At 72.3% G+C, this 25,408-nt stretch carries 24 protein-coding genes, 2 tRNA genes and 2 pseudogenes; 10 read left to right on the top strand and 18 right to left on the bottom strand.

The features are described from left to right. Positions 1-2: 2 nt before the first annotated feature. On the bottom strand, positions 3-389 hold the full coding sequence (locus Y09_RS16500) for a barstar family protein (protein ID WP_053918958.1): 387 nt from the start codon (positions 387-389) through the stop codon (positions 3-5). Between the two features lie 225 nt (positions 390-614). Between Y09_RS16500 and Y09_RS16495 the strand changes: the two genes are divergently transcribed. Further along, positions 615-1,019, top strand: coding sequence for a MerR family transcriptional regulator (locus tag Y09_RS16495; RefSeq protein WP_148639706.1), 405 nt, complete (start codon positions 615-617; stop codon positions 1,017-1,019). Positions 1,020-1,037: 18 nt separating this feature from the next. On the opposite strand, the gene Y09_RS16490 is transcribed toward Y09_RS16495, so the two are convergent. The 3 genes from Y09_RS16490 to aceA form a co-directional block, all read right to left on the bottom strand. Then, a complete protein-coding gene (locus Y09_RS16490) occupies positions 1,038-2,501 on the bottom strand; it encodes an Hsp70 family protein (RefSeq protein ID WP_234695775.1) in 1,464 nt (487 codons plus the stop codon). Positions 2,502-2,633: 132 nt separating this feature from the next. Continuing rightward, on the bottom strand, positions 2,634-4,319 hold the full coding sequence (gene aceB / locus Y09_RS16485) for a malate synthase A (protein ID WP_010551998.1): 1,686 nt from the start codon (positions 4,317-4,319) through the stop codon (positions 2,634-2,636). 154 nt (positions 4,320-4,473) lie between these two features. Further along, entirely contained in the window at positions 4,474-5,811 is a 1,338-nt protein-coding gene (gene aceA, locus Y09_RS16480) for an isocitrate lyase (protein ID WP_053918956.1), read from the bottom strand. A 167-nt stretch (positions 5,812-5,978) separates the two neighbouring features. Here aceA and Y09_RS16475 point away from each other — a divergent pair, with 167 nt between their 5' ends. After that, positions 5,979-7,631: a helix-turn-helix domain-containing protein gene (locus Y09_RS16475; protein ID WP_053918955.1), complete on the top strand. Its 1,653-nt coding sequence runs from the start codon at positions 5,979-5,981 to the stop codon at positions 7,629-7,631. A gap of 137 nt (positions 7,632-7,768) precedes the next feature. Here Y09_RS16475 and Y09_RS16470 read toward each other — a convergent pair. The 4 genes and pseudogenes from Y09_RS16470 to Y09_RS18270 form a co-directional block, all read right to left on the bottom strand. Continuing rightward, positions 7,769-9,291 (bottom strand): annotated as a pseudogene (locus tag Y09_RS16470) (tripartite tricarboxylate transporter permease). Then, the gene (locus tag Y09_RS16465; protein WP_148639705.1) at positions 9,291-9,986 is read right to left on the bottom strand and encodes a tripartite tricarboxylate transporter TctB family protein; all 696 of its coding nucleotides are present in this window, start codon (positions 9,984-9,986) and stop codon (positions 9,291-9,293) included. The pseudogene Y09_RS16470 and the gene Y09_RS16465 overlap by 1 nt, the downstream one beginning before the upstream one ends. An 8-nt stretch (positions 9,987-9,994) precedes the next feature. Next, positions 9,995-10,408 (bottom strand): Bug family tripartite tricarboxylate transporter substrate binding protein, encoded by a 414-nt coding sequence (locus tag Y09_RS18275; RefSeq protein ID WP_371440376.1) that lies wholly within the window; start codon positions 10,406-10,408, stop codon positions 9,995-9,997. A 27-nt stretch (positions 10,409-10,435) separates the two neighbouring features. Then, entirely contained in the window at positions 10,436-10,978 is a 543-nt protein-coding gene (locus Y09_RS18270; protein WP_371440375.1) for a hypothetical protein, read from the bottom strand. A gap of 210 nt (positions 10,979-11,188) precedes the next feature. Here Y09_RS18270 and tcuA point away from each other — a divergent pair, with 210 nt between their 5' ends. Both tcuA and Y09_RS16450 read left to right on the top strand, forming a co-directional pair. Further along, positions 11,189-12,649, top strand: a complete 1,461-nt coding sequence (gene tcuA / locus Y09_RS16455) for an FAD-dependent tricarballylate dehydrogenase TcuA (RefSeq protein ID WP_053918953.1) — start codon at positions 11,189-11,191, stop codon at positions 12,647-12,649. An 89-nt stretch (positions 12,650-12,738) separates the two neighbouring features. Next, complete coding sequence (locus Y09_RS16450; RefSeq protein ID WP_053918952.1) at positions 12,739-13,413, top strand: GntR family transcriptional regulator; 675 nt, start codon at positions 12,739-12,741, stop codon at positions 13,411-13,413. Between the two features lie 31 nt (positions 13,414-13,444). Here Y09_RS16450 and Y09_RS18050 read toward each other — a convergent pair whose 3' ends face one another. From Y09_RS18050 to Y09_RS16425, 6 genes and pseudogenes are all read right to left on the bottom strand, one after another. Further along, complete coding sequence (locus tag Y09_RS18050) at positions 13,445-13,900, bottom strand: PepSY domain-containing protein (RefSeq protein WP_234695774.1); 456 nt, start codon at positions 13,898-13,900, stop codon at positions 13,445-13,447. Positions 13,901-14,009: 109 nt separating this feature from the next. After that, a pseudogene (locus tag Y09_RS18045) lies at positions 14,010-14,440 on the bottom strand (PepSY domain-containing protein); the annotation flags it as partial. A 96-nt stretch (positions 14,441-14,536) separates the two neighbouring features. After that, a complete protein-coding gene (locus tag Y09_RS16440; protein ID WP_053918951.1) occupies positions 14,537-15,301 on the bottom strand; it encodes a class F sortase in 765 nt (254 codons plus the stop codon). Position 15,302: 1 nt separating this feature from the next. Then, positions 15,303-16,079, bottom strand: coding sequence for a CHRD domain-containing protein (locus Y09_RS16435; protein WP_053918950.1), 777 nt, complete (start codon positions 16,077-16,079; stop codon positions 15,303-15,305). A gap of 164 nt (positions 16,080-16,243) precedes the next feature. Continuing rightward, the gene (locus Y09_RS16430) at positions 16,244-16,936 is read right to left on the bottom strand and encodes an SDR family oxidoreductase (protein WP_053918949.1); all 693 of its coding nucleotides are present in this window, start codon (positions 16,934-16,936) and stop codon (positions 16,244-16,246) included. A 33-nt stretch (positions 16,937-16,969) separates the two neighbouring features. Next, positions 16,970-17,599, bottom strand: coding sequence for a LysE family translocator (locus Y09_RS16425; protein ID WP_053918948.1), 630 nt, complete (start codon positions 17,597-17,599; stop codon positions 16,970-16,972). A 163-nt stretch (positions 17,600-17,762) separates the two neighbouring features. Here Y09_RS16425 and Y09_RS16420 point away from each other — a divergent pair, with 163 nt between their 5' ends. Next, a complete protein-coding gene (locus Y09_RS16420) occupies positions 17,763-18,191 on the top strand; it encodes an Lrp/AsnC family transcriptional regulator (RefSeq protein ID WP_053918947.1) in 429 nt (142 codons plus the stop codon). 30 nt (positions 18,192-18,221) lie between these two features. Here the strand turns inward: Y09_RS16420 and Y09_RS16415 are convergent, their stop codons facing one another. Beyond that, positions 18,222-19,454, bottom strand: a complete 1,233-nt coding sequence (locus tag Y09_RS16415; RefSeq protein WP_053918946.1) for a nucleoside permease — start codon at positions 19,452-19,454, stop codon at positions 18,222-18,224. Positions 19,455-19,619: 165 nt separating this feature from the next. On the opposite strand from Y09_RS16415, the gene Y09_RS16410 reads away from it, so the two are divergent. After that, positions 19,620-20,756 (top strand): glucose-1-phosphate adenylyltransferase family protein, encoded by a 1,137-nt coding sequence (locus tag Y09_RS16410; protein ID WP_053918945.1) that lies wholly within the window; start codon positions 19,620-19,622, stop codon positions 20,754-20,756. A gap of 80 nt (positions 20,757-20,836) precedes the next feature. Here Y09_RS16410 and Y09_RS16405 read toward each other — a convergent pair. The 3 genes from Y09_RS16405 to Y09_RS16400 form a co-directional block, all read right to left on the bottom strand. Then, positions 20,837-20,912: transfer RNA gene (locus Y09_RS16405), tRNA-Ala, on the bottom strand. Between the two features lie 41 nt (positions 20,913-20,953). Continuing rightward, the gene (locus Y09_RS17745; protein ID WP_126986023.1) at positions 20,954-21,124 is read right to left on the bottom strand and encodes a DLW-39 family protein; all 171 of its coding nucleotides are present in this window, start codon (positions 21,122-21,124) and stop codon (positions 20,954-20,956) included. A gap of 21 nt (positions 21,125-21,145) precedes the next feature. Further along, a tRNA-Ile gene (locus Y09_RS16400) sits at positions 21,146-21,219 on the bottom strand. A 250-nt stretch (positions 21,220-21,469) separates the two neighbouring features. On the opposite strand from Y09_RS16400, the gene Y09_RS16395 reads away from it, so the two are divergent. The 4 genes from Y09_RS16395 to Y09_RS16380 all read left to right on the top strand — a co-directional run bounded on the left by Y09_RS16395 (position 21,470) and on the right by Y09_RS16380 (position 25,406). After that, positions 21,470-22,168 carry a fasciclin domain-containing protein gene (locus tag Y09_RS16395; protein ID WP_053918944.1) on the top strand — a complete coding sequence of 233 codons (699 nt, stop codon included), beginning with the start codon at positions 21,470-21,472 and terminating at the stop codon, positions 22,166-22,168. Positions 22,169-22,255: 87 nt separating this feature from the next. Then, positions 22,256-22,888 carry an ECF RNA polymerase sigma factor SigK gene (gene sigK / locus Y09_RS16390; RefSeq protein ID WP_053918943.1) on the top strand — a complete coding sequence of 211 codons (633 nt, stop codon included), beginning with the start codon at positions 22,256-22,258 and terminating at the stop codon, positions 22,886-22,888. After that, the gene (locus tag Y09_RS16385; RefSeq protein ID WP_053918942.1) at positions 22,885-23,823 is read left to right on the top strand and encodes an anti-sigma factor; all 939 of its coding nucleotides are present in this window, start codon (positions 22,885-22,887) and stop codon (positions 23,821-23,823) included. The genes sigK and Y09_RS16385 overlap by 4 nt, the downstream gene beginning before the upstream one ends. Further along, positions 23,820-25,406, top strand: coding sequence for a molybdopterin-dependent oxidoreductase (locus Y09_RS16380; RefSeq protein ID WP_082358937.1), 1,587 nt, complete (start codon positions 23,820-23,822; stop codon positions 25,404-25,406). The genes Y09_RS16385 and Y09_RS16380 overlap by 4 nt, the downstream gene beginning before the upstream one ends. Positions 25,407-25,408 lie beyond the last annotated feature (2 nt).

The following is a 25,408-nucleotide window of genomic DNA, read 5'->3' as shown; positions in this document are numbered from 1 at the left end:
GATCAGGCGAGGACGAGCTCGATCCGGGGATGGTCCGCGAACACCTCGAGCACCGTGTCGAAGTACGTCGGCCCGCCCTCCGCCTCCAGCCGATCCAGCTTCCGACGCGCGATCGCCTGATCGAAGCGTGGATCCTCGAGCTTCGCCAGCAGCTGTGCACGCGTGACCTCCACGCCGAGCGCCTCCGCGGACGCGGCGTGCTCCGCCCAGATCACCCGCGCCTCCTCCGCGGCATGCAGTGCGCCGTAGCCGCCGCGCAGCATGTCGTCCAGCGCATCGAGGCTCGGCCCGAGCCGCCAGTCCTCCCCGGCCATGAACACCCTGTTGATCTCGTCGTAGAACGAGGGGATGTCGCAGATGCGGAGGCCATCGAGGCGCAGGGTCAGCATGGGGACAGTCTCTCCCGATGGCTCTCCCGAAAGCGTCGATCCGCTCGGCCCGCCCTCCACAGGCCCGAGCTCCGCCTCCTTCAGACCGTGACCGGGCCACGCCCCCTGCACCGAGAGGACGCCTCACCGGTGTCGACGGCAGGAGCGGCATCACATCGATGTCACTTATCGCGACACGCCCCTGACCTGCACGATCTGATGGCGACTCGGACATACTGTGGCGCCATGACCGCTGTTGACACCCGTGTGAACCCTGCTGTGAGCACCGGTGCTCCCGCACGCTTCGGCATCGGCGAGCTGTCCGTGCGCACCGGCGTGAGCGCCCGCTCACTGCGCTACTACGAGGAGCAGGGCCTGCTGACCCCGGCCCGCACCGCCGCCGGCCACCGACGCTTCGACGCCGAGGCGGTGGACCGCGTGCTGCTCGTGCAGCGGCTCTTCGCCGCCGGCCTCACGAGCACCGAGATCGCACCGCTGCTGCCGCCGCTGCTGGGGAGGTCCGACGGCGCGGCCGACGGGATCAACTCGCTGCGCGCCCACCGCCGCGAGCTCGAGGGACGGATCGCCCGCCTCCGCGACACGGCGGAGATCCTCGACGAGGTGCTCGAGGAGTTCCCCGGCGCTCGCTGAGCGCGCCCGCCCCCGCCGTCACCCCCGCCGGGCGAGGCCGTACTCCCGGCTGAACCCGCTGTCCAGGTCCGTGATCCGCAGCGTCACCGCACCGGAGGGGTGCAGCTCGTAGCGCTCCTCGATGCGGGGCCCGCCCTCGCGGCGCGTCACCTCCACCTCGGCGAGCGCCGCTTCGTCGAGCGAGCGCAGCGCCGGGTCGAAGGGGAAGAGCACGTCCGCGAACGGGACCAGGTCCCCGCGCGGCTCGCCGCTCGCATCCAGCGCCGCATGCTCCACGAAGCGGAACCAGCCCAGGTCGTGCGCGGCGGTGTAGCTCCGGGTCACGGTGGTGGCGCCGGTGGTCGGCAGCGGCGCGTCGGGGGTGAGGACCTGGTCGAAGGAGACCCCCTCCCCCGCTCTGACCTCGCGGAACACGCCGATGCCGCGGGAGAGGCGGTCGGCGAGGGTGACGCCGGAGTCCGGGTCCGCGGCGATCGCCAGGCCGATCGCGGTCGAGGCCGCCGGGTACGGGGAGCGGTGCACGCGGCGGCCGAAGCGCTCGCGCAGCATCCGCCCCACCAGCGGCAGCCCGGACCCGCCGCCGACGAGGTAGATCCCGGCGATGCCGGACTCGGCGTCGAGCTCGCCCACCAGCGGGGCCATGACCTCGAGGGTCCGCTCGATCAGCGGCGCGGCCGCGGCGTAGAAGTCCTCGACCGGGAGGATCACCGGGTCGTGCTCCTCCCCGAGGTCGATCATCATCCGACGCGTCTGCGGCAGCAGGCGCTCCTTCGCGGCCCGGCACTCCTCGCGCAACACATCCACGGCGGGCGCCCCGAGTTCCTCCACGGTCAGCCCTGCCCGCTCCAGCACCAGCTCGAGCAGCACCTGGTCGACGTCGTCGCCGCCGAGACGGCTGACGCCGTGGCTGCCGAGCACGGCGTGCCCGCCGCCGTCGGCCTCCACCAGCGAGCTGTCGAAGGTGCCGCCGCCGAGGTCGTAGACCGCGATGCGGGTGCGTCGGGCGGTGAGGCTGCGGGACTGGTGGTGGGTGTACTCGAAGCCGGCCGCGGAGGGCTCGTTGAGCAGGGCGACCACGTCGATGCCGGCGCGTCGGAAGGCCTCGAGCGTCATGATCCGCTGGGCGGAGTGAGCGTGGGCGGGGACGGAGGCGGCGACCTGGCCGACCGGGACCGGCAGCGCCTCCCGCACCGCGGTGAGATAGGCGGTCACGAGGTCCAGCAGCAGGTGCTCGCGCCCGCCGAGCCGGATCGTCGTGCCGGGATGGGTGCCCGCATCGCCGAGCAGGCGCTTGAAGGAGCGTAGCTGAGGGGCGCCGGCGCGCGCGGCGCGCTCCGCCTCGAAGCCGTGGACGAGCTGCCCGTCGACCTCGGCGATCACGGACGGGAAGTGGCTGTGCTCGTCCCCGTCGGGGTCGGTGAACGGGAGGACGGGATAGTTGCCGCGGTCCACGCCCGCCGCGATGGTGCGGGTGGTGCCCATGTCGATGCCGATGCGGATGGCCTGAACATAGCCGGGTCGGCGCACGGGTGTCCGATCTGTCCGGAACGCTCGACCGAGCACCTTCCGGACCTCACCCGTGCGCCGACCCGGTGCACCGTCACCTGCCCGACATCACCCCAGGTGGCGCTCGTACGCGCCGTTGGTGAGGAAGGCGGGGAACTCCTCGCCGAGGACCGCCTCCTTGAGCAGCTCGGCCGCCTCGGGGAGGCGGCTGCCCTGCTCGGTGTCGAGCTCGAGCACGGCCCGGTCGATGAAGTACTCGACCCTCTCCCGCGTCACCGGCATCCCCTCGTCGGTGAGCATCCCCTGGGTGATCCACTGCCACAGCTGCGAGCGGGAGATCTCCACGGTCGCGGCGTCCTCCATCAGGTGGTCGATCGCGACCGCGCCCGAGCCGCGCAGCCAGGCGTCCAGATACCGCAGGGAGACGCGGATGTTCTGCCGGATCCCCTGGGCGGTGATGGCCCCGCCCTCGACCTCGAGGTCGAGCAGGTCCTCGGCGGTCACGTGCACGTCCTCGCGCAGCCGGTCCACCTGGTGCGGGCGCTCGCCCAGGACCGCGTCGAACTCGGCCTGCGCGGCGGGCACCAGGTCCGGATGCGCCACCCAGGTGCCGTCGAAGCCGTCGCTCGCCTCGCGCTGCTTGTCCTCGGCGACCATGACCAGTGCCTGCCGCGTCACCTCCGGGTCCCGGCGGTCGGGGATGAAGGCGCTCATCCCGCCGATCGCATGAGCGCCGCGGCGGTGGCAGGTCGCGACCAGCAGCTCGGTGTACGCCCGCATGAACGGCACGGTCATCGTCAGCTGCGAGCGGTCCGGGAGCACGCGGCGTCGGCCCCGGTCGCGGAACATCTTGATGATCGAGAAGAGATAGTCCCAGCGCCCCGCGTTCAGACCCGCGCAGTGATCGCGCAGCTCGTAGAGGATCTCCTCCATCTCGAAGGCCGCGGGCAGGGTCTCGATGAGCACGGTCGCGCGGATCGTGCCGTGCTCGATCCCGAGCCGGCGCTCGGCGGTGGCGAACACCTCGTCCCACAGCCGCGCCTCGAGATGGGACTCGAGCTTGGGCAGGTAGAGGTAGGGGCCGGAGCCGCGCTCGATCAGCTCGCGCGCGTTGTGGAAGAGGTACAGCCCCGCGTCGACCAGCGAGGCGGAGGCCCGCATCGAGCGGCCGTCGGCCCGCACCCAGCGCAGATGCTGCTCGGGCAGGTGCCAGCCGCGGGGCCGGAACACGATCGTCGCCGTCTCCTCGGCCAGGCGGTACTCCTTGCCGTTCTCGCCGGTGAAGTCGATCTGCCGACGGATCGCGTCGTGCAGGTTCAGCTGCCCGTCGATGACGGCGTCCCAGGTGGGGCTCAGCGCGTCCTCGTGGTCGGCGAGCCACACCCTCGCCCCGGAGTTCAGGGCGTTGATCGTCATCTTCCGATCGGTGGGGCCGGTGATCTCGACGCGTCGGTCCTCGAGGCCGGGCCCGGGGCCGGCGACGCGCCAGCTGCGGTCCTCGCGGATCGCACGGGTGGCGGGGAGGAAGTCGAACATGGCCCCGCCCGCGATGGACTCCCGGCGCAGGGTGCGGGCGGTGAGCAGCTCGGTGCGTCGGCTCGCGAAGCGGTCGTGCAGCAGGGCGAGGAAGTCGAGCGCCTCGGGGGTGAGGATCTCCTCGAAGCGGGGCCCCAGAGGGCCGACGACCTCGAGGCGTCCGCGCGGGGTGCTGCGGTCGGGGGCCGACGGGTCGGTCGAGGTGCCGGCGGCGGGGCGCTGCTCGGAGAGGGGGCGGCGGTAGTCGATGAGGGTCATGGCGAGGTCCTTCCGGGACACGTGGCTGGTCAGGATGGTCGTTGGGGTCCGGCGCGGGGTGGCGGGCCGAGGGGACGGGTCAGGTGGACGCTGGTTCTTCGCCCGGGGGCGGCGGGGTCTCCGCTCGCGGCCCCGGGGACGGGGCCGACGGCGCTCAGTGGAACTGGGCCGTTTCGGTGGAGCCCGCGAGGGCGAGCGTGGAGGAGGTGGGGTTCAGGGCGGTGGCGACCCGGTCGAAGTAGCCGGTGCCCACCTCGGCCTGGTGGCGATGGGCGGTGAAGCCGTGCTCGGCGGAGGCGAACTCGGCCTCCTGCAGCTCGACGAAGGCGCTCATCTGCCGGTCGCGGTAGCCGCTGGCCAGCTCGAACATGGCGTGGTTCAGGGAGTGGAAGCCGGCCAGGGTGATGAACTGGAATGCGTAGCCCATCGCGGCGAGCTCGCGCTGGAACCGGGCGATCTGCGCATCGTCCAGGTGCCGCTTCCAGTTGAAGCTCGGCGAGCAGTTGTAGGCGAGCTTCTGGTCCGGGAACCGCGCATGGATCGCCTCGGCGAAGCGGCGGGCGAGCTCGAGGTCCGGTGTCGAGGACTCGACCCACAGCAGGTCCGCGTACTCGGCGTAGGCGAGGCCCCGCGCGATGACGGGCTCGATCCCGGGGGTGACCTCGTAGAAGCCCTCCGCGGTGCGCTCCCCGGTGAGGAAGGGCCGGTCGCGCTCGTCGACGTCGCTGGTCAGCAGGGTCGCGGCGAGCGCGTCGGTGCGCGCGATGATCACCGTCGGGGTGCCGGCGACGTCCGCGGCGAGACGAGCGGCGTTCAGGGTGCGCACGTGCTGGGAGGTCGGGATGAGCACCTTCCCGCCCAGGTGGCCGCACTTCTTCTCGCTCGCCAGCTGGTCCTCCCAGTGCACGCCCGCGGCGCCCGCCTCGATCATCGAGCGCATCAGCTCGTAGGCGTTCAGGGCGCCGCCGAAGCCGGCCTCGGCGTCGGCGACGATCGGCGCCTGCCAGTCGCGGCTGGTGGTGCCGGTCTCGGCGAACTCGATCTGTCCGGCGCGCAGCAGCGCGTTGTTGATCCGGCGCACGACGGAGGGGACGGAGTTGGCGGGGTAGAGCGACTGGTCGGGGTAGGTCTGGCCGGAGAGGTTGGCGTCGGCGGCGACCTGCCAGCCGGAGAGGTAGATGGCCTTCAGCCCGGCGCGGACCTGCTGGACGGCCTGGTTGCCGGTGAGCGCGCCGAGGGCGGAGATCCAGGAGCCGGGGTTCTCGTCGTTCTCGCGGATCATCTCCCAGAGCCGCTCGGCGCCGCGGCGGGCGAGGGTGTGCTCCTCGCGGACGGGGCCGGTGAGGGAGAGGACGTCCTCGGCGCTGTGGTCGCGGCGGACCCCCGACCAGCGCGGGTCGATCTCCCAGTCGCGGGCGAGCTCCTCGGCGGTCATGGTGGGGTCCCCGGGGCGGGTGGTGCTGCGCGGGGCGGAGGGGGTCGGGGTGGTCATCGTCGGCTCCTCGGGCTGCTCCGGCGGCCGGTGGGGCTGCCGTCCTCGGCGAACTTCGTCGAGTGGTCACACTATTGCCGCTCCAGAGCCCCCTCAGAAGGCCCGATCCGGAAGAACTTCCGCCATATTTCTGTTCTTCAGAAGTTATCTGTGTCACTCTGGCCCGCATGACCGCGCAGCCCCGCACCTCCGGCCGACGCCCCGACGACGCCGCACGACGGCTCGCTGCCGGCGCCCCCGGCTCCGGCACGGGCGACCGCCGGCCCGCCGGCCGCCCCTCCCCCGCGGCCGACGGGCCCGCGCCCGGCGCACCAGCCCCCGGCGCGCTCGCGCCCGATCCCGACGACGACGTCGACCCGCTGCTCATCGGCCGACGGATCCGTGCCGCGCGCACCGCGAGAGGCCTCTCCCTCGCCGAGCTCGCCGCGGCCCTGGACCGCGCTCCCTCGCAGCTGTCCGTGATCGAGAACGGCAGGCGCGAGCTGCGCCTCGGCGAGCTGCGCCGCATCGCGCGCGTGCTCGAGGTGGGGGTCGAGGACCTGCTGGACCCGGAGCCCCCGTCGCGTCGGGCGGCGCTCGAGATCGCACTCGAGAAGGCGCAGGCCGGAGCCCTGTACCAGGGGCTCGGCCTGCCGGACCTGCCCGTGCGCAAGTCCCTCTCCGACGCGGCGATCGAGACGATCCTGACCCTGCACGAGGAGCTGCGGCGCCTGCACGAGCAGCGTGCCGCGACCCCGGAGGAGGCGCGGCGCGTCAACGGGCAGCTGCGCCAGGAGCAGTCCGAGGCGGGCAACTACTACCCCGCCCTCGAAGAGACGGCGCGGGAGCTGCTGGCCCGGATCGGGCACAGCGGCGGCCCGCTCTCGCACCGCAAGGTCTCGCTGCTGGCCGAGGAGCTCGGCTTCTCCCTCCACTCGGTGCCGGACCTCCCCCACTCGGCCCGCTCGATCACCGATGCGTCCTCGATGCGGATCTACCTGCCGCTCGGGCGCGACGCCGCCGATCCCCGCACCACGGTGCTGCAGGCCCTGGCCGCGCACGTGCTGGGGATGGACGAGCCCGCGGACTACGGCGAGCTGCTGCGCCAGCGGGTGGAGGTGAACTACCTGGCTGCGGCGATGCTGGTGCCGGAAGCGGGGGCGAGCGAGCTCCTGCAGCGGGCGAAGGCGCAGCGGGAGCTGTCGGTCGAGGATCTGCGCGACGAGTTCGCCGTGACCTACGAGCTGGCCGCGCACCGCTTCACGAACCTCGCCACCCATCACCTCGACATCCCGGTGCACTTCCTGAAGGTGCACTCCTCGGGCGCGATCGTGAAGGCGTACCAGAACGACCACGTCCGCTTCCCGACCGATGCGCTCGGCGCGGTGGAGGGGCAGCTGGTGTGCCGCTGGTGGAGCGCGCGGCGGGTGTTCCGCTCAGAGGACCGGATGCGGCAGTACAGCCAGTACACCGACAAGCCCGGCGGCACCTACTGGTGCACCTCCCGCATCGAGTCCGGCTCCGGCGGGGAGTTCTCCATCTCGGTGGGCACCGACTTCGCGCACACGAAGTGGTTCCGGGGCCGGGAGACGAGCGTGCGTCACTCCTCGAGCTGCCCCGACCCGGACTGCTGCCGCCGCCCCGCGCCCGAGCTGGTCGAGCGCTGGCACGGCTCGGTCTGGCCGGTCGCGCGACTGCACGCCTCGCTGCTCGCCGCGATGCCGACGGGCACCTTCACCGGGGTGGACCGGGTGGCGATGCTCGAGTTCCTCGAGCGGCACGCGCCCTCGGAGCCGCAGGGGACGGTGCAGCCGCAGGCGTCGTCGGCCGACGGGAGCTGAACGGGCAGGAGGGAACAGGCCCTGCTCCGCGCGCGACGGCGGATCCGGGACGCAGGACGGCCCCGGGACCGCGCAGAGCGCGTCGGTCCCGGGGCCGTCGGCCTCGTGGAGAGCTCAGCAGACGAGGAGCCCGCGGCTCAGGCCGCCGCCGCGGCCTCCCTGCGGTCCGCGCGGGCGTGGCGCACGTGCTGGATCACGGAGACGACCACGATGCCGATCAGCACCACGTACACCCCGATCGTGATCGGGCTCGAGACGAGGATCGAGGGATCCCCCTCGGAGACCGCGAGGGCGCGGCGCAGCTCGGTCTCCGCGAGCGGGCCGAGGATCACGCCGATCATCAGCGGCGCGAGCGGCATGTTGAAGCGGCGCATCAGGAAGCCGAGCACGCCGAGCCCGATCAGCAGGTACAGGTCCACGTAGGAGGAGGAGACCGCGTACACGCCGAGCATGGCGAGCACGGTGATCCCCGCGTAGAGGTAGTGCTGGGGGATGTACAGCAGCCGCGCCCACACCGGTGCCAGCAGCATGTTCAGCGCGAGCAGCACCACCAGGCCGATGAACAGCGAGGCCAGCAGCGTCCACACCAGCTCGCCCGAGCGCTGGAAGAGCAGCGGGCCGGGCTGCATGCCGTACTGCTGGAAGGCGGCCAGCAGGATCGCGGCGGTCGCCGAGGTGGGCAGGCCGAGCGCCAGCAGGGTGCCGAGCGCCGTGCCGGCGGTCGCGTTCGCGGCGGCCTCCGGGGCGGCGAGGCCCTTGATCGAGCCGGTCGTGCCGAACTCGGGGTCCTTGCGCCGGTCGGCCAGGCGCTTCTCCGTGCCGTAGGCGAGGAAGGTGGGGACCTCCGCGCCGCCGGCGGGGATCATGCCGAAGGGGGCGCCGAAGCCCGCACCGCGCAGCCAGGAGGGCAGCGCCTTGCGGAAGTCCGCCTTCCCGATCTTCGCGATCCCCCCGGTGGGCAGGGAGATCGAGGTGGGGTCGCGGTGGATGCGGGAGGCGGCGTGGAGCACCTCGCCGAGGGCCAGCAGGCCCACCGTGACCACGACGATGTCGATGCCGTCGAAGAGGTTCGGGATCCCGAAGGTGTAGCGCTCGGTGCCGCTGGGGCCGTCGATCCCGACCAGCGCGAGCGCCACGCCGAGCAGCAGCGCGCCGATGCCGCGCAGCACGGACTCGGAGACCACCGAGGAGATCGCGAGGAACGCGAAGACGGCGAGCGCGAAGTACTCCGCGGGCCCGAACTGGGTCGCCATCCGCACCAGCACCGGCGAGAAGAACACGACGATCGTGGTGGAGATGAGTCCGCCGATGAAGGCGCCGATCGCCGCGGTCGCCAGCGCCACGGCGGCGCGGCCGTTGCGGGCCATGCGATGGCCCTCGAAGGTGGATGCGATCGCGGAGGACTGGCCCGGGGTGTTCAGCAGGATCCCGGCGGTCGAGTCGCCGAAGAGCCCGCCGAAGTACACGCCCGCGAACATGATGAACGCGGCGGTGGGGTCGAGCGCGAAGGTGATCGGCAGCAGCAGCGCGACGGCCATCGAGCTGCCGAGCCCCGGCAGCACGCCGACGGCGGTGCCGAGCACCGCGCCGATCAGCACGAACAGCAGTACGGCGTCAGCGCCGCCCCGAAGCCGTCGAGGAGGAGGGAGATCTGTACCATCAGAGGGCACCTCCGCCGAGGACCGGGAGCGACAGGCCGAGCAGCCCGCCGAAGATCAGCTGGATGATCGAGGAGATGAGCAGCGCGACGCCGATGTCCATCCAGGTATTGCGCGAGCCGAGGGCCCGGGCGACGCACCAGAACAGGGCGGCGCCGGAGAGCACCCACCCGGCCCAGGGCAGGACCAGGACGAATCCGATCAGGGTGGCGAGCACGAACCCGGTGGTCCGCAGGTCGCTCGCGACCGGGGCCGACGGCGCGTCCTCGTCGGTCGCGACGGAGGCGGCGGCATCGGCGGGCGCGGCGCTGCCGGCCGACGCGTCGGCCTTCCCGCCGGCCGGCCCGTCGGACTCGAGATCCACGGTCCCCACCGCCTTGAACTCCGCGGTGTCGGTGTCGGAGAGGTCCTGGAGCAGGTCGCGGGAGACGTCGTGGCGCGTGCCCGGCTCGGCACGCTCGTCCTCTGGGTGGCGGATCACGTCCTGGCCGACGGCCACGGCGGTGACGAGCATCAGCACGCCGACGATGACCGGCACGAACTGCGGCCCGGGGGCGGAGTCGCCCAGGACGTTCATGGTCTGCGCGCCGATCAGGAGGGTCAGGCCGACGATCGCGAGGATCGCCACCATGATCAGCTCCTTGCGGCGCCGCAGAGCGCGCCGCACGGGCGAGGGGGTGGTGGTGGATGTGCTCACGGTGCTCCTCACAGTCCCAGGTCCTCGACGATGTCCTCGGCCACGGCGCTCTCGTCGGCGATGTACTGCTCGAACTCCTCGCCGGTGAGGAAGGAGTCGGTCCAGTCGTTGCGCGTGAGGGTCTCCTGCCACTCCGCGCTGTCGCGCATCTCGGTGACGATCGCGACGAACTCGGCGAGCGCCTCCTCGCTGACGCCGGGGGCGGCGAGGAATCCGCGCCAGTTCGACATCGCCACGTCCACGCCGAGCTCCCGGAAGGTGGGCACGTCCACGCCCGGCAGACGCTCCTCCGACGAGATCGCCAGCGCCCGCAGGGTGCCGGCCTCGATCTGGTCGCTGACCTCGTTGTATCCGGAGCAGCCGGCGGTCGTGGTGTGCGAGAGCAGCGAGTTCAGGGCCTCGCCGCCGCCGGAGTAGGCGATGTAGTTGAGGTCCGTCGGGTCGATCCCCTACAGCTGCGCGAGCCGCCCGCTGAGGAGGTGGTCGATCGAGCCGAGCGAGCCGCCGCCGATCGAGGTGCCGCGGGGGTCCGCGCGCCAGGCCTCGAGGAAGCCGTCGAGGTCCTGGATCTCGGAGTCGGCGGGGACCACGAGGGCGGCGAAGTCGTCGGCGAGCCGGGCGACAGGGGTGACGTCCTCGAAGCTCGCGTCCCCCTCGCCGAGCGCGATCGCGCCGACCATCACGCCGCCGGTGACCATCAGGGTGTCCTCCGCGCCGGTCATCCCCACGAACTGGCTCAGGCCGATCGTGCCGCCGGCGCCGGGGATGTTGACGACCTGGGCGTTGTTGACGATCGAGGCGCTGCGCAGCACCTGCTGGGCCTCGCGCGCGAACCCGTCCCAGCCGCCGCCCGGCGCGGCGGGGGCGATGAGGGTCAGGGTGCTCCGCGCCTCCGCGCGGCCGCTGGACCGGGCGGCGCCGACGAGGGCGGCTCCCGTGGTCGCGGCCACGACGGCGCCGAACGCGCCCTGCAGGACCGTCCTTCGCTGCATGCTCCACTCTCCTGAAACGTCGTTGTCTCACCGGTCGGCGGAGGGTCCCGGGAGTGTATGCACATGGGGAGTTACTCACGCAACATGTCCGCCATGCCTACGTTCGGTACTCATCTGTACTCTCATGGACACATTGGGATACAGCCTTGGTGACATGGTCGGTCCGGCACGCGGCCGGCCGGACACGACGCAGCAGCGGAGGAGTCGGACATGCACAATGACGCGGACGTCATCGTGGTCGGAGGCGGCAACGCCGGGTTCAGCGCGGCCCATGCCGCGGCGGAGCGGGGACGCTCGGTGATCCTGCTCGAGCGCGGCGAGGGGCCGACGGCCGGCGGCAACAGCTTCTTCACCGCCGGCGCCACCCGCATCGCCCACGAAGGCCTCGCGCAGCTGCAGGAGTTCGTCGAGGCCGACGAGCGCCACGGCGCCTCGACCGTCCCGCCCTACTCGCAGCAGGACTATCTCGACGACCTCGAGCGCGTCACCGAGGGCCGCAACGACCCCGAGCTCAGCGCCGTCCTGGTCGCCGAGGCGCAGCCCACCCTGCGCTGGCTGGCGGGGCTGGGGCTGAAGTACCGCCTGATGTACGAGCGGCAGGCCTACTCCCGGCCCGACGGCAGCTTCCTCTTCTGGGGCGGCCTGCACGTCGGGAACGTCGGCGGCGGCGAGGGCCTGGTCGCCGACCACACCGCGGTCGCCGAGAGGCTCGGCGAGGACGTCCGCTACGGCCACCGCGCCCTCGAGCTCGTGGTCGAGGACGGCCGCGTCGTCGGCGTCGTCGCCGAGCACGACGGGCAGCGGGTGACCCTGCGCGCCGAGTCCGTGGTCCTGGCCGCGGGCGGCTTCGAGTCCGACGCGGCGCTGCGCGCCGAGCACCTCGGCGAGCGCTGGGCCGCGGCGAAGGTGCGCGGCACGGCGTTCAACGTCGGCGACATGATCCGCGCGGGCCTCGACGTCGGCGCGGTGAAGGGCGGGGACTGGAGCTCCTGCCACAGCGTGCAGTGGGACGCCTTCCACCCCGAGAACGAGGGTAACCTCTCTCTCACCAACCGCCTCACCCGCCAGTCCTACCTGCTGGGGATCCTGGTGAACCGCGAGGGCCGCCGCTTCCTCGACGAGGGCGCCGACTTCCGCAACTTCACCTACGCCAAGTACGGCAAGGTCATCCTCGAGCAGCCCGGCTCCCTCGCCTTCCAGGTCTTCGACGCCGCGACCCGGCCGTTGCTGCGCGCCGAGGAGTACGAGATGCCCGGCGTCTCCGAGCTGAAGGCCGACTCCCTCGAGGAGCTCGCCGCACTGATGGAGGTCCCGGCCGAGGAGTTCGTGCGGACCGTCGAGGAGTTCAACGCCGCGACGAACGATGCGGAGCTGGACCCCACGGTCAAGGACGGCAAGGCCGCCGCGGTCACCCCGCCGAAGTCGAACTGGGCGAGCCCGATCGCCGAGGGGCCCTTCTACGCCTACCCCGTGACCTGCGGGATCACCTTCACCTTCGGCGGGTTGAAAGGCGATGTGAAGGGCCGTGTGCTCGACGAGGACGGCACGGCGATCCCGGGCCTGCTCGTGTGCGGCGAGATGCTCGGCGGGCTGTTCTCCTCGAACTACCCCGGCGGCTCCGGCCTCGCGGCGGGCGCCGTGTTCGGCCGTCGCGCCGGCTCGATCGCCTGATCCCCGCCCTGCGCAGGGTCTAGGCTCCCTGCGCAGGGCGACCACCGCAGCACCGCCGCAGGAACATCGCAAGGACGAGGAGGCATCGCATGAGCACGCGCCACGACCGCGAGAGCATCTACCGCACGCTCCACGCGGAGATCCTCGACGGCACCCTCGGCCCGGGCACGCACCTGCGCGAGGTCGCCCTCGCCGAGCGCTTCGAGGTCTCCCGCACCCCGGTGCGCGACGCCCTCTCACGGCTCGAGCAGGCCGGTCTGCTCACCCGCGCCCAGCGCGGCCTCGAGGTGCAGAGCGTGGATCCGCAGACGATCATGCAGGTCTACGACGCGCGGATCCTGCTCGAGGAGCAGATCGCCGGGGACGCGGCCCTGAACCGCACCATGAAGGACGTGCTGCGGCTCGAGGCGCTGCTGGAGCGGGACCGGGGCCTGGCCGAGCGGGACGACGCGACCCTGATCCGCGCGAACCTCGAGTTCCACAGCGCGGTGTGGGAGGCGAGCCGGAACCCGGTCCTGCAGGACCTGCTCGCCCAGCTCTCGCGCCAACTCGTGCACGCGCCCCACTCGACGCTCACCGTCGGAGGGCGCTGGGACGAGGCGCTCGCGGAGCACTCCCGCCTGGTCGTGGCGATCTCACAGCGGGACGAGGACGCGGCCCGAGCGGCCGCCCGCGGCCACTTCGAGACCGCGCGCGGGATCCGGCTGGACCTGCTGCGCGCCGCGGCGCTCGAGGAGACGGCGAGAGCCGACGAGGACCGCTGAGCCGGCGGCAGCACCGCTGAGCTCCTGACGCTCACGCCCGGACTGTGGGACGAGCCGGCCCCGGGCGCCCCACCACGGCGTCGACGAGCACGAAGCCGGCGAGGCTGGCCCCCAGCAGCGGGAGCGCCGCGCCGATGCCCGCCGCGACGAGCAGCACCAGCCCCACTCCCCACCAGGGCGCCCGGCGCAGCGCGCCCCGCTGCGGGGGCCTGCCCGGACCGCGCCCGCCGCGGGTGGGGCGGCGCTGCCACCACATCCGGTAGCCCCAGAGGATCGTCAGGACCAGGGTCGAGGCGATGAGGAACAGCACGATCTGGTTGGCGAGGCCGAACATCGTCCCCATGTGCAGGTCGATGCCCCAGCGCGTCAGCTTCGCGGCGAGGTCCTGGTCGGCGAAGTCGGTGCGGTCGACGACCTCGAGGGTGGCGCCGTCGACGGCCACCGCGTCGACCTCGGTCGGGAAGCTGCGCTGGATCTCCTGCACCACCCAGGCCGATCCCTCGTCGGCCGGCGGGAGGATCTCGACCAGGCCGGTGTCGATGTTGACGGCCTGCCCCGCGGCGAGCGCGGCGGATCCACAGGCCGAGCCCCGCCACCGCGATCACCCCGAGCCAGGAGGCGGAGAGCTCGCTGTAGAGGCGCCCTGCGTCCCCGAGGTGCAGGTTCCGATGGAGCTGGTCGATCCAGCCCCGCAGGGGCAGCGCGCCGCTGGTGCCGTAGACGGTGAGGTCGCCGCGGATCTCCCCGGTCGCGGGGTCCACGAAGATCGCGCGGGTCTCGCTCTCGCCGAGGGCGTCGTCGGCGTACATCACGCGCGTGGTGTCGCCGGGCTCCGGCGCCGGCCGCACGGCGGCGAGCTGCGCATCCGGTCCGACGTGGGCCTGGGCCGCCTCCACCTGGGCGGCCAGCGGCAGCGGCGCGGCAGCGGCGCGGCAGCCGACGAGGCGTTCAGCTCGTGGGCGTAGATCACCTTCTCCAGCTGCGGGCTCAGCGCGTACAGCGCGCCGCTGGCGGCGGAGACGAGCAGAAAGGGACCGACGAGGATCGCGGCGTAGAAGTGCAGGCGCAGCAGCAGCGGGCCGAGCCAGCCCTGGGCAGGGCGGGTGGTGGTCGTGAGCGGACCTCAGTTCTCGATGAGCCGTGCGAACACCACGGTGTTGTCCAGGTGGTGGCCGTCCTCGTCGAGGTCTCCGGCGCAGGTGATCAAGCGCAGTTCGGGCCCGTCGGTCCGTCCGTAGACGGCGACGGTGGGGAACTCGTCCTTCGGATAGCGTGCCGAGTCGTACACCTCGAAGGTCGCCGTGGTGCCGTCCTCCCGGTCGACCTCGACCCGGTCCCCCGGGGCGAGTGCGCCGAGCTCGAAGAAGACCGACGGGTCCCCGCCCCAGGTCACGTGCCCCTCGATGACGGAGGGTCCGGCCTCCCCCGGGGTGGGCGAGCCCTCGAACCATGCCGCGAGGTCCGCCTGCTCGCCGCGCGGGGCGAGCAGCGCGCCGTCCTGGCCGAGTCCGATGGGGAAGACCCGCTGGTCGACGCCGATCGAGTCGATGCGCAGGCTCGTCGGCTCGGAGGCCGGGAGCGCCGCGGAGCCGGAGGCGTCTGGCGCCTGCGAGGTCGGCTGCGCCGACGGCTCCGACGCGCCGGGGCCGGGGACGGTCGCCGGATCGGTGCCGGCATCGAGCCCGTCAGTGCGGCCGCTCCCGGCGGGTCCCGTCCCTCCCCCGTCCGACGCCGCGCCCTGCGAGCGCAGCTCGGGCTGCGGGGGTGCTGCGACCTGGCTGCTCAGGGCGAAGGCCAGCAGCGCCGCGCCCGCGAGGGCCAGGACCGCCAGAACGGCGACCGTCGTGCGACGGCCGCCGTTCCGTCGGGGATCTCCCTGAGGGGTCATGTCACTGCTGGGTCCGACGACGGCGCAGCGCGAACGCGCCCGCGGCCGCAGCGGTCAGCAGGCCGCCGCCGGCGAGCATCGCACCGGACTGCTCGATGCCGGCGGTGGTGCCGTCACCGGTCTCGGCGCCGCCCTCGGGCCAGGCCTGCATCTGGGCGACGTCGAGGGTGCCGCAGGCGGCCGGATCAGTGGCCTCCGACGGCAGGGTCGGGTCGAGATCGGACATCACGTCGCCGTCGTACGCCCCGCTGCCGTTGTGGTCTACGCCGTGGACCACGATCACGCCGTCACCGGCGCTGATGTCGGCGGCGACCTCGTCGCTGACCTCGAAGGTCCGCTCGTAGGCGTCATCGCCGACCGGGAACCGGTCCACGGCCAGGCCGCTGTCGGGGCTGGTGTCGCCCTCGGTGGTGAGCGAGGAGACGATCATGCCGTAGTCGTCATGGGCGTCGGAGACCTGGATGGCCCCGTCCTCGCCGCTGCCCTCCATGGCCGGGTCCGGGCACTGGTTCTTCCCGCCGACGTGGATGTGCTGGGCGTGCGGGGACCCGGCGAGCAGGCCCGTGTTCTCCATCTTCACGGTCACCTGGTTGCCCTCGACCGTCACCCAGGCGGTGCCGGAGGCACCGGAGTCGTTGAGCTCGGTGAGGTGGGCCTCGAGTGTGGTCGCTTCGTGGCCACCGTGGCCCTCGGCGAGGGCGGCGCCGGAGGCGCCGAACATGCCGAGCGCGGCGGTGGCCGCGAAGAGGGGGAGCAGTCGCTTCGTCGTCGTGCGCATCGTGACTCCTTCGTCGGACGCCGGACGACCCTGCGGCCGTCGGGGGCGGCGTTCCAGGAGGGGTTCGGAGCCGTCGGGAGATCGGATGGGAGAGTTTTCTGCGAGTTTCTCTCGAGGGGGACGGCCCTGGGGTCACGCGGGCCTGCGCACCACCGGCCGCCTGCTCACCAGGACAGCTCGCGGCGGGGGCGGACGTGGATGTCCGTGAGCTGCACGTCCTCGCTCGCGGTGATGGCCATGACCACCGCCCTCGCGACGGAGGAGGGACGGATCAGCTCACCCCGGTCGACGTCCCCGCCGAACATCGGGGTGTCCGTGGGGCCGGGGTACACGGTCGAGACCCGCACCCCGTTCCCCTCCTCCTCGGCGCGCAGGCCGTTGGCGAGCGCCCGGAGCGCGTGCTTGCTCGCGGCGTACGGGGCGTTGCGGGGACGGGCGGCGGTGCCGGCGCCCGAGTTCACGAGCACCACGGTGCCGCGCGCGTCGCGCAGGGCGGGCAGGGCGTGCCGGACGAGCGCCGCACCGGCGGTGACGTTGAGGGCGAAGACCCGCTCCCAGTCCGCATCGGCCGTGTCCTCGACCCGGGTGGAGGGAGAGATCCCGGCGGCGTGGACCAGGGCGTCCACGCGGTCGGGCACGAGCGCGGCGAGGTCGCCGGTGAGCAGGTCCGCGGCGTGCGGGGTGATCAGCGCGGAGGCCTCCTCGAGCTGCGCGAGGGCCTCCCGGTCGCGGCCGACGGCGATCACCCTCCAGCCGAGCTCGGCGAGCTGCAGGGCGATCTCGCGGCCGATCCCGCTGGTCGCGCCAGTGACGAGAGCCGTGCGAGGGGTTGTGCTGTGCTGGTCGGCGGTGGTCATGCGTCCAGTCTGCTGCCGACCGGCGGCGCGGGTCTAGCCGTGCACGACCCCCATCACCAGCAGCACCGCGAGCGCGCCGTAGACGGTGCCGGCCGCGCCGTCGAGCAGGCAGCGCACGCGCGGGCGGCCGAGCACCGCGTCGCGGAAGAGCCCCGCGGCGCTGCCGATCGCGAGGTCGGTGAGCAGGCCGGTCAGCTGCAGCAGCAGGCCCAGCATGAGGATCTGCGCGAAGGGGTTCTCCCCGGAGTCGCCCGTCGTGCCCAGGAACTGGGGCAGGAAGGCGACGAAGAACAGCGCGATCTTCGGGTTGGTGATGTTGACGACGAAGCCGCGGCGGAAGACGTTCGGCACGACCGAGGCCTCCGCGAGCGGGGCGCCGGCGCGCCGCCAGGTGGTGATCGCGAGGAAGGCCAGATAGCCGGCGCCGGCCAGCCGGATCGCGTCCAGCGCGGCCGGCAGCTGGGTCAGCGCGACACCGAGCCCCGTCGCCGCGACGAGCACCCAGATCGTCATCGCCGAGGTGACCCCGAAGGCGCCCTGGACCGCGGCGCGCCTGCCCTGGTTGATGCCGGTGGCGACCATGAACGCCATGTCCGGGCCGGGAGTCACGAGGATGACCGTGACGGCCAGCAGGAAAGCGGGCAGGACGGACACGTCGAGCACTTCTCACCACCTTGATCTCACTGCGGGAGGAGCTCCCGGAATCACGCCCTCACCTGGGCCGACAGCGACTCTAGGAGGCGGCGATGCAGCGTCGCAATGATCGAGATGCCTGGCAGAACGGCACCAGGACGAGCAGTCTGCTGGGCGGTATTAGGCTGTCTGCGTGCTCGACGATCTCGACTACCGCCTCATCGCCCTCCTCCGCGCGAACAGCCGCACCCCGGTGGCCGTCCTCGCCCGCGAGCTCGGGGTCAACCGCTCCACCGTCACCTCGCGGATCGATCGCCTCGTGGACAACGGCGTGATCGAGGGGTTCACGATCCGGGTCAGCGGCGACATCGAGCACGACTCGGTCCAGGGCGTGATGCTGGTCGCGACCGAGAACAGCCGCAGCCCCGAGATCGTGCGGGAGCTGCGCGGCTATCCCGAGCTCGAGCAGTTCCACTCCACCACCGGCACCTGGGACCTGGTGCTGCAGATCCGGGCGAGGAACCTCGCCGAGTTCGACCTCGTGCTGGAGCGGGTCCGGGCGATCCCGGGCGTGCGCACCACGCAGACGAACCTGCTGTTCAGCTCGCTGCGGACGGTGTGACGTGGGGCTTCCGCCGGGCTCCGTGCCGCCTCATGCCCCCTGCGGGACCTCCGCCGCCTCGGCCGTCTCCCGTTCCCGGAAGAGCGCGGCGAAGAACAGCGCGACGCCGACGGCGAGCGCCGCCGGGATGAGCCAGATGGTGCGCCAGTCGTGGGTGCCGTCGGCCGCGAGGAAGGCGTCGACGATCGGGCCGGAGATCAGGGAGCCGATCAGCAGGCCCACGCCGTAGGTCGCCAGCGAGATCAGGCCCTGGGCGGCGCTGCGCACGTGCTTCGGGGCGAAGCGGTCGGTGTAGATCTGCCCTGCGACGAAGAAGAAGTCGTAGCAGACCCCGTGCAGCACGAGGCCGATGATCACCAGCCACAGCAGTGAGCCGGCGTCCCCGAACGCGAACAGGGCATAGCGCAGCGCCCAGGCGAGCATGCCGATCAGCAGCGTCCGCTTCACGCCGAGCTTCCTCAGCATCAGCGGCATGACCAGCAGGAACAGCGCCTCGGAGACCTGGCCGAGGGACTGCACGGCCGCGGCCGACTGCACCCCGATCTCGTTGAGGTAGAGGTTGGTGAAGTTGTAGTAGAACGCCAGCGGGATGCAGATCAGGATCGAGGCGAGGAAGAAGACCAGGTAGGAGCGGGACTTCAGCAACGCGAGGGCGTCCAGGCCCAGCACGTCGCGGACGGTGACGCGGCCCTGGCCGGGTTCGGGCGGGGTGTGCGGGAGGGTGAAGGCGTAGACGCCCAGCAGCGCCGAGCCGATCGCGGCCATGACGAAGGTGTTCTCGAGCGCTCCCCCGGCCTCCCAGCCGAGCCAGCCGATGAGGAGCCCCGCCACGATCCAGCCGATGGTGCCGAACACGCGGATCGCCGGGAACTGCCGCTCGGGGCTGGTCAGGCGGCGGAAGGAGATCGAGTTCGCCAGAGCCAGCGTCGGCATGAAGGAGATCATCGCCAGCAGCGCGAACACGAAGAACGCCCCGAACTCGCCCTGCCGGCCGGCGAGGAAGAGCATCACGGCGCTGAACAGGTGCAGCACCCCGAGGATGCGCTGCGCGGCGAACCAGCGGTCCGCGATCAGGCCCACGATGAAGGGGGCGAGGATCGCGCCGAGGGACTGGGTGAGGAAGGCCAGCGCGATCTGGCTGCCGCTCGCGCCGAGGTCCGCGGCGAGGTACGTGCCGAGCGTGACGAACCAGGCGCCCCACACGAAGAACTCCAGGAACATCATCGTCGAGAGTCGGAGGCGGATGACGGGGTCGAGTGTCATGCAGGGAGAATCTAGCCGACCGTCCACCGGAACGGGAGGGGGCGCTGACAGGGACTCCGCGCGACCGGGTCGCGGTCCGGCGGCGTCTCGACGGGGCGGCCGACGGGCTGGACCCGCCGGTCGGTACACTCCCCCCTCGCGCGTCACGGCCGTACCCTGGCCCGTATGCGCATCCCCCGCACCCTCGCGATCGTGCTCGCCGGCGGACAGGGCTCCCGGATGGGAGCGCTCACCGACGAGCAGGCCAAGCCCGCCCTCCGCGTGGGCGGCTCCTACCGGCTGATCGACATCGCCCTGTCCAATCTCGCCAACAGCCACCTCAGGGCGGTGTGGGTGGTCGAGCAGTATCTCCCGCACTCGCTGAACGAGCACCTGTCGGCCGGTCGGCCCTGGGACCTCGACCGCACCCACGACGGGCTGCGCACCCTCACCCCCTTCGAGGGCGCCGAGGGCGAGGGCTTCGCCACCGGCAACAGCGACACCCTGTGGCGGCAGAAGGAGCTCATCGCCGAGTTCGCCCCGGAGATCGTGCTGGTGCTCAGCGCCGATCACCTCTACACGATCGATCTGCTGGACGTGCTGGACACGCACGCGGCCGCCGACGCCGCGCTCACCATGGTCACCACCCGCCTCCCGCATGACGCCTCCCGCCACGGAGTGGTGCGCACCGGGGAGGGCGGCCTCGTCGAGGAGTTCTGGTACAAGCCGGAGGACCCGCCCACCGACCTCGTCGCCACCGAGATCTTCTGCTTCGACGCCCCCGCGCTGCTCGAGGCCCTGCAGACCCTGCCGGAGCAGGTCGGCGAGCTGCAGGACTGGGGCGACGACCTCATCCCCCACTTCGTCGAGCACCACCGCACCGTCGAGCACCGCCTCGAGGGGTACTGGAGGGACATCGGCACCCTCGCCTCGTACTGGGCGGCGCACATGCACCTGCTCGACGGCGACGGCGTGACCCTCGACGATCCCGACTGGCCGATCTTCTCCGCCCAGCCTCAGCTGCTGCCCGCCCGCGTCCGGGACGGCGCCGCGGTGAGCACCTCCCTGCTCGCCCAGGGCAGCGACGTGGCCGGCAGCGTGACCCGCAGCGTGATCAGTCCCGGCGCGGTCGTCGAGGCCGGTGCCGAGCTGGTGGAGTGCGTCGTCCTCGACGGTGCGCACGTGGGTGCCCGAGCCCGTCTGCGCGGCTGTCTCGTGCAGGACGACGCGCAGGTCCCGCCCGGGGCCCGTCTCGGCGCCGACGACGTCGTCACGCTCGTCGGCGTCGACGGGACGGTCGCGGAGACGACGGCGCGGGAGTGAGGCCGGCCGGAGGCGGCAGCCGTGCGGACCCGACCGGACACGCAGAAGGCCCCTCCCGGAGGAGGGGCCCTCGTGGTCACTGGTGGAGACTAGGGGGGTCGAACCCCTGACCTGAAGCTTGCAAAGCTACCGCTCTACCAACTGAGCTAAGTCCCCGTGGGTGGTGCCGATCGTACTCGCTGCGGCACCGGTGCGGATCAGGAGTGCTGCGCCTGCTTCCGCGCCGCCATGTCCTGCTCGACGGAGACGCGCTCCGCCTCGTTCCACAGATCGTTGCGGATCCGGTCGGACTCGACCTTCCGCCAGGTGAGGATCCCGGCGACGGCCGTGGTGAGCACGACAGCGGTGGTCGCGATGAACTTCTTCATGAGTTCCTCCGATCCTCGAAGTGGGCCTAGCTGGACTTGAACCAGCGACCTCTGTCTTATCAGGACAGCGCTCTAACCGACTGAGCTATAGGCCCGTGCTGGGCGATCACCGGGACTGCCCGGGGACGACCGCCGACGCACAACGCTACCTCGACCCTGCCCGCCGAGTCCAACCGGCACGGGCAGTTGTTCGCGAGGTCACACCATCGCCGAGGGCGCCTGACCCGCACCTCGTCCCGGTCCCAATCCGCCGGGTCGTCGGCTCCGAACAGCCTGTGTGACCCCCCTCCCGGGAGTCCCGCCCTCGGTCCTCCGAGTGCGACAGGCATGATGAAGGAGACCGTCATGAAGACTCGGAAGATGCTCCCCCGCCTCGGGGCCCTCGCGGCGACCGTCGCTCTGATGAGCGCCTGCTCCGGCGGGATGAGCGATGACTCGTCGCCGGCCGCGGACGAGCAGCCCGCCGCCGGCCAGGAGGAGACCACGGACGGCGGCATGGCCTCCGACGGCGGTGGCGACATGAGCGGCGACCCCGCGGCGGATCTCGTCGGCGCGGGCTGCGCGGACTATGCCGCGATGGCCCCCGACGGCGACGGATCCGTCGAGGGCATGGCTCAGGACCCGGTCAGCGTCGCGGCCTCGAACAACCCGATGCTCACCACCCTGACCTCCGCCATCTCCGGTGAGCTGAACCCTGACGTGAACCTCGCCGACACCCTCGACGGGGACGAGTTCACCGTGTTCGCGCCGGTGGACGACGCCTTCGCGGCGATCCCCGAGGAGGACCTGAACGCCCTGGCCGAGGATCCCGACGCACTGAGCGGCGTGCTGACCTATCACGTCGTGCCCGGCCAGCTCTCGCCCGACGAGATCGCCGGCACCCACACCACGGTGCAGGGTGAGGACGTCGAGGTCACCGGCGAGGGCGATGAGCTGATGGTCGACGGCGCGACCGTGGTCTGCGGCGGCGTGAAGACCCAGAACGCGACGGTCTATATGATCGATACCGTTCTGATGCCTCCGACGATGGCGGAGCAGGGCTGAGCGGAGCAGACTGCACTGTCGGCCCGAGCGGGCGACGGGCGCACCGCCCGTGCTCGCCCGCTCGGGCACCCTCACCGAAGGAGCCGCATGACTCCCGAGCCCTCCCCGGCGGAGCAGGAAGAACCATCTCCCGACGATGCCGCTCCGCGAGCGCTGCCGGGAGAGGAGACCGGGGTGGATCTCTCCGCCGACCTCCTTCACCGCGCGGCACTCGGCGATGAGGACGCCTTCTCCCGTCTCTACGACGAGACCGCGCCGCAGTTGTTCGCGCTGATCAGGCGCGTGGTGCGGGATGTGGCGATGAGCGAGGAGGTGCTGCAGGAGGTGTACGTGGAGGTGTGGCGTCAGGCCACCCGCTTCGACGCCCGACGCGGCTCGGCGCGCAGCTGGCTGTGCACGATCGCCCACCGTCGCGCGGTGGACACGGTCCGCTCGAGCGAGGCGGCGCGGCGCAGGGATTCCGAGGACGGACTGCTCACTCTGGAGCAGCAGGTGGTCGATGTGCAGGAGGAGGGGATCATGAGAGTCGAGAGCGGTCGCGTGCGACAGGCGATGAGGACGCTGACCTCGGCGCAGTCCGAGGCGATCCGCCTCGCCTACTTCGGCGGCTACAGCCATCGCGAGGTCGCCGCGCTGCTCGACATCCCGGTCGGGACGGCGAAGACTCGCATCCGCGACGGGATGATCGTGCTGCGTGACAGGCTGGGGGTGACCTCGTGAACGAGCAGAAGCACACCATGACCGGCGCCTGGGCGCTGGACGCCCTGGGCGCCGCCGAGCGCGAGGAGATGCGGCGCTTTCTCGCCGAGGATCCTGAGGCCGCGGCCGAGGCCCGCGCCTTCGAGGAGACCGCCGGGGAGCTCGCCGCGAGCCTGCCCCCGCTCGCTCCCCGGCCGCAGCTGAAAGCCGCGGTGATGGCGCGCATCGCCACCACCCGGCAGCTCTCCCCTCTGCCCGAGGAGGACGAGCCGGGTTTTCCTCGCCAGGAACCGGCGAAGACCGAGGGCGCTGCCCCGGTGGCCGTCTCGACGACCTCCCCGGAGCCCACCGAGCACGTGGAACCGACACCGCCCGACGCACCCTCGGCCGCCGAGGATCCGGCGGAGGGCTCGGATTCGGCGGGGAAGCTCATTCCCCTCGACCGTTATCGCGCGAGTGTGCGCCGCAGCCGCTGGACGACCGTCGCCGCCGGCGCGCTGCTGCTGACGACGATCGCGGGCGTCGGCCTGTGGAACGGCGAGCGCGCGGCGCAGGAGGACATGGAGGCGACCCTCGCCGCGATGGAGTCGGAGCAGGCCGAGGCGCAGGAGGAGCGGGAGATGCTCTCGAGCATCCTCGCCGCCGACGATTCCACCCAGGTGGCGGTCCCGATCGCCGACGGCGGGTCGCTCGCACTGATGTACTCCCGCGAGCAGCAGGCGATGATCGTCCAGCCCGACGGTCTCGAGGCGCTCCCCGCCGACCGGACCTACCAGCTGTGGATGATCGAGGGCGACGACGACATCACCAGTGCCGGTCTGCTCGAGGACCCGGCGGCCGCGGTGATGCGTCCGGGTGCGATCCCGGAGGGCGTCGTGGTCGGCCTGACCATCGAGCCGGCAGGCGGCTCGGACCAGCCGACCATGGATCCGATCGGTTCCGAGGTGCTGACATGAGCACCCCGGCCCGGGACGGGGTGCCCGGGGGCGGTGAGGCCCCCGCCGGGCGCGTCTCGCGCCGGTGGACGGCCCTGGTCGGGGTGATCTCCGGGGTGGTCCTGCTGGCCGTCGCCGAGCTCGTCTCCCTGGCCTTCAGCTCCTCCTCCGCACCGTTCGTCGCCGTCGGCGGTGGGTTCGTCGACATCGTCCCGCCGGCGGTGAAGGACCTCGTGGTGGGCCTGTTCGGCACGTGGGACAAGGTCGTGCTGAACGCCTGCATGATCGCGGTGTACGTGCTGCTGACGGCGCTGATCGGCCGCCTCGCCGCACGTCGCCCGGTCCTGGGCGCCCTCGCCCTCGCCGCTCTCGGCGCCTTCGCGATGGCCGTCGTGCTCACCCGCGCCCAGAACACCGTGCTCGACGTGCTCCCCACGCTGCTCGGCACACTGGTCGCGGTGCCGACGCTGCTGCTCCTGCGCCGCACCGTCACCGCCCCCTCCACGCAGGAGGAGCCCGGCGCGGGCTGGAGGCGACGACGCGCCCTCCTCGGCGTCGGCGCGGTGGGGCTGCTCGCCGTGGTCGCGGCCGCCGGTGCGCGCGGGGTCAGCGCGGGGCGCGACCGGGCCCGCCAGCTCGCCCGCTTCGTCCTGCCCGAGCCGCGGACCGCCGCGGACCCGATCCCGCCGGATGCCCACATCGACCTCGAGGGCATGCCGCCCTTCGTCACCCCGAACGAGGACTTCTACCGCATCGACACCGCCCTCGCCGTGCCGCGGATCGACCCGGGGTCGTGGACGCTGCGGATCCACGGACTCGTCCGCGAAGAGGTCGAGATGAGCTTCGCGGAGCTGCTCGAGGAGCCGATGGTCGAGGCGCACGTGACCCTGACCTGCGTGTCCAATGCCGTCGGCGGGGATCTCGCCGGCAACGCGACCTGGCTCGGCGTCCCCGTGCGGACCCTGCTGGAGCGGGCCGGGGTGCAGGACGGGGCGGACATGGTCCTCTCCCGTTCGATCGACGGCTTCACCGCCTCCACACCGCTAGAGGCGCTCACCGACTCCCGCGATTCGCTGATCGCGGTGGGGATGAACGGTGAGACGCTGCCGGCCGAGCACGGCTATCCGGCGCGGATGGTGGTCCCCGGCCTGTACGGCTATGTCTCGGCCACCAAGTGGCTCACGGAGCTGAAGGTCACCCGCTTCGCCGACGACGCCGCGTACTGGACCGACCGCGGCTGGTCCGAGCGGGGCCCGATCAAGATCGCCTCCCGCGTCGACGTGCCCCGCTCCTTCGCGGACCTCGCTCCCGACGCCGAGGGCGCCGTGATGCTCGGCGGCACCGCCTGGGCGCAGCAGCGCGGCATCGCGGCGGTCGAGGTGCGGATCGACGACGGCGACTGGCGGGAGGCCGAGCTCGGCGCCGAGGTCTCCGCCGACACCTGGACGCAGTGGTCGCTGCGCTGGGACGACGCCGCACCCGGTGACCACACCGTCTCGGTCCGGGCCACCGACGGCGAGGGCGAGGTGCAGACGGAGGAGCGCGCCGACCCCGTCCCGAACGGTGCGAGCGGCTGGCACACCGTGCAGTTCACCGTGGCGTGAGG

Origin of the sequence: Brachybacterium sp. SW0106-09, assembly GCF_001293905.1 — a bacterium.
In the GTDB taxonomy this organism is placed as follows: Bacteria; Actinomycetota; Actinomycetes; order Actinomycetales; family Dermabacteraceae; genus Brachybacterium; species Brachybacterium conglomeratum.
The sequence above is the reverse complement of the archived record's forward strand: the minus strand, read 5'-3'. Positions and strand labels throughout refer to the sequence as shown.

What these genes read in the sequence shown, in the direction of transcription:
- Y09_RS16500 (WP_053918958.1), bottom strand. Translation starts at nt 389, where the DNA reads ATGCTGACCCTGCGCCTCGATGGCCTCCGCATCTGCGACATCCCCTCG.
- Y09_RS16495 (WP_148639706.1), top strand. Translation starts at nt 615, where the DNA reads ATGACCGCTGTTGACACCCGTGTGAACCCTGCTGTGAGCACCGGTGCT.
- Y09_RS16490 (WP_234695775.1), bottom strand. Translation starts at nt 2,501, where the DNA reads ATGGGCACCACCCGCACCATCGCGGCGGGCGTGGACCGCGGCAACTAT.
- aceB (WP_010551998.1), bottom strand. Translation starts at nt 4,319, where the DNA reads ATGACCCTCATCGACTACCGCCGCCCCCTCTCCGAGCAGCGCCCCGCC.
- aceA (WP_053918956.1), bottom strand. Translation starts at nt 5,811, where the DNA reads ATGACCACCCCGACCCCCTCCGCCCCGCGCAGCACCACCCGCCCCGGG.
- Y09_RS16475 (WP_053918955.1), top strand. Translation starts at nt 5,979, where the DNA reads ATGACCGCGCAGCCCCGCACCTCCGGCCGACGCCCCGACGACGCCGCA.
- Y09_RS18270 (WP_371440375.1), bottom strand. Translation starts at nt 10,978, where the DNA reads ATGCAGCGAAGGACGGTCCTGCAGGGCGCGTTCGGCGCCGTCGTGGCC.
- tcuA (WP_053918953.1), top strand. Translation starts at nt 11,189, where the DNA reads ATGCACAATGACGCGGACGTCATCGTGGTCGGAGGCGGCAACGCCGGG.
- Y09_RS16450 (WP_053918952.1), top strand. Translation starts at nt 12,739, where the DNA reads ATGAGCACGCGCCACGACCGCGAGAGCATCTACCGCACGCTCCACGCG.
- Y09_RS16440 (WP_053918951.1), bottom strand. Translation starts at nt 15,301, where the DNA reads ATGACCCCTCAGGGAGATCCCCGACGGAACGGCGGCCGTCGCACGACG.
- Y09_RS16435 (WP_053918950.1), bottom strand. Translation starts at nt 16,079, where the DNA reads ATGCGCACGACGACGAAGCGACTGCTCCCCCTCTTCGCGGCCACCGCC.
- Y09_RS16430 (WP_053918949.1), bottom strand. Translation starts at nt 16,936, where the DNA reads ATGACCACCGCCGACCAGCACAGCACAACCCCTCGCACGGCTCTCGTC.
- Y09_RS16415 (WP_053918946.1), bottom strand. Translation starts at nt 19,454, where the DNA reads ATGACACTCGACCCCGTCATCCGCCTCCGACTCTCGACGATGATGTTC.
- Y09_RS16410 (WP_053918945.1), top strand. Translation starts at nt 19,620, where the DNA reads ATGCGCATCCCCCGCACCCTCGCGATCGTGCTCGCCGGCGGACAGGGC.
- Y09_RS17745 (WP_126986023.1), bottom strand. Translation starts at nt 21,124, where the DNA reads ATGAAGAAGTTCATCGCGACCACCGCTGTCGTGCTCACCACGGCCGTC.
- Y09_RS16395 (WP_053918944.1), top strand. Translation starts at nt 21,470, where the DNA reads ATGAAGACTCGGAAGATGCTCCCCCGCCTCGGGGCCCTCGCGGCGACC.
- sigK (WP_053918943.1), top strand. Translation starts at nt 22,256, where the DNA reads ATGACTCCCGAGCCCTCCCCGGCGGAGCAGGAAGAACCATCTCCCGAC.
- Y09_RS16380 (WP_082358937.1), top strand. Translation starts at nt 23,820, where the DNA reads ATGAGCACCCCGGCCCGGGACGGGGTGCCCGGGGGCGGTGAGGCCCCC.